Origin of the sequence: Halomonas sp. B23F22_20 (assembly GCF_043496985.1) — a bacterium.
Lineage (GTDB): Bacteria > Pseudomonadota > Gammaproteobacteria > Pseudomonadales > Halomonadaceae > Halomonas.
Genome location: NZ_JBIEKH010000051.1, coordinates 1 through 2,022, shown reverse-complemented (window position 1 = coordinate 2,022; position 2,022 = coordinate 1). Strand labels below are relative to the sequence as shown.

At 53.0% G+C, this 2,022-nt stretch carries 4 protein-coding genes; all 4 read left to right on the top strand.

The features are described 5' to 3' along the window. The coding region (locus ACGTN6_RS20450) for a hypothetical protein (protein ID WP_394594884.1) at positions 1 to 708 on the top strand (708 nt) is incomplete at its 5' end. A 327-nt stretch (positions 709 to 1,035) separates the two neighbouring features. Next, positions 1,036 to 1,338: a hypothetical protein gene (locus ACGTN6_RS20445; protein WP_394594883.1), complete on the top strand. Its 303-nt coding sequence runs from the start codon at positions 1,036 to 1,038 to the stop codon at positions 1,336 to 1,338. A gap of 3 nt (positions 1,339 to 1,341) precedes the next feature. Continuing rightward, entirely contained in the window at positions 1,342 to 1,650 is a 309-nt protein-coding gene (locus ACGTN6_RS20440) for a hypothetical protein (RefSeq protein WP_394594881.1), read from the top strand. Then, positions 1,650 to 1,898 (top strand): hypothetical protein, encoded by a 249-nt coding sequence (locus tag ACGTN6_RS20435; protein WP_394594879.1) that lies wholly within the window; start codon positions 1,650 to 1,652, stop codon positions 1,896 to 1,898. The genes ACGTN6_RS20440 and ACGTN6_RS20435 overlap by 1 nt, the downstream gene beginning before the upstream one ends. The last annotated feature ends 124 nt before the right edge of the window (positions 1,899 to 2,022 follow it).

Below are 2,022 nucleotides of genomic sequence, written 5' to 3'. Positions count from 1 at the left end.
TGGCGATCGCCACATCCTGATGGGAAGGACGGCCATACCGAGTGGTTCGCTATGGAAGGCCTCGAGACCGCTCGACGCTATGCGCTAGAGCTAGTCGAGCGAGATTCGCGATTTAGCCTCTCCGACCTGCAGATTGCTCTCTCAGCCGCTGAAAAGGACCAGAATGAGGCCACATCGTTAACGGCCAGGCGTCATGCAGCTCAGGTTCGCCGTGGGAAAGAGCTCAATGAGCGCTTGCTGGTCATGCCGCAGACTTTGGTCGGCATGATGGAGCGCATCCATTACTTATGCGATAACGCCACAGGGGTGGTTCGCAATCAGCCCGAAGGGGATGCTATCTGCTTTGATCACCTCTCTGAGGCCTCTTATGAAGAGCTGTCAGCACTGCTCCCGAATGCTGCCGTAAAAGGGGAGCATGGGTTGTCGCTCCAGGGAATTATGGGTATCAGCGTTATAGCTTCTGGAAAGTGGAGTTACAACGAGAACACCGGCCTTGGGATCGGGTTTCAAAATATTTGCCATGACGGATTGATAATGATGGCCGACGCGATCGCTGAGCGTCAGGCTTCTCCCGGCGTAGATTCCCGCCAAGTCGACATATGTTGCGCCTCTCTTCGTGAGACTCATGCCTCAATTGAAAAGCGTATCTCAGGGCTCCCCACACTACCGCGGCGCTGGCTGCCAAAAATCTCCGCACGAAGGCCCTAGAAGCGCTCTATGTTCTGCCACTGAAAAAACGGTCAAAATCCCTATGCCTTCTGACATTTTAAAGAAGCCACTATCTGAATGTACAAACACAGAACTTGACATTCTGCAGATGAATACATTCCAAGAACGCAAGCACCGCACCTTCAAGGAACTTGAACGAGTAGTCGAGCTCTACCTGGAGCTCCATGGGCATGAGCATGGCCTCAATGAGCTAGGAGAAGATCTCTGCAAGGACATCGCCAACCGAGTTCGCCCAGATGGCTGGGGCTCTCTAGTGCGCCACCTGGTGAAGATTAGCGGCTAGTAAAGAGGAGAGGTGTAAACACTATGGCATGGCGCTTCGTTAAACAGCCTAATGGCCTGCTCGCCATATTTAGCGACGTGGTAGACGATTTTACTTATGTAAACATGACAGCTGCTCAGGCATTCGATCACTGCAAGTCAAAGCATGGTTTATCTGATGCTGATGCTCATCAAAAGGTGCGCGCCGGCCTTGATGATTGGAAACCATGGGCTCATACTGTTAAAGGGTCTGGCCATGATCGCTGGGATGAATCACTACGGATCATCCAAGATGCACATGGCGACCTTGGGCTAAAGAAAATCATGGATGACGTAGCGAGGAGTTAAGTTATGCAGCTCGAGAAAACCATCTTAGACATAGCCGCGCAACGCTTGAAGGAATTCAAGAGCTTTGCCGAGTCGGAAAATCCCGACGACAAGGCAAACAGCATGCGGGATCTTTTCAGCTTGGTCGAATTGGCCAAAGTACAGAACAGCGGGTTGACCGAGCCTGCGATCGACAAGCTACTCCATATTGAAGCTGAAGCCTTAGCAGTCAGTGGGCAATCTGATCTTGCTGAGGCAGATCCAGAAACGGTGTTGAAAAATGCCACCACCGAGGTTTTCCTGAGCCCCACCCCTGACCAGGCGCAACTCTGATGAAAACGCTGCTGAGCATGCTGGCCCTGTTCATGCCGCTTTCAGCAAGCGCAACGGGCATTCCGGTACCGGATGTTGCTGGCGGCTATGACGGTTATGGTGGCATGGATCACCACAACTTCTTGATGACCTGCATTACGATAGGGTTATTCTCGATCGTAAGCCTTGCCTTCGTGGCTTATGCCGAACGCAAGGGATGGCCTAAAGGGACCAGGTGGGTCAAGGCGCTACTGACTCCCCGAGGCTGAGGACCATCGCAATGGCTACCAGCGTGCTGTACCGCATCGACCACCCCTACACGGCCTACGCTCAGATCGAGGTCTATGGTGAGCCGGACATGGGCTGGTACGAATGGCGCGTGATCGAGAAAGG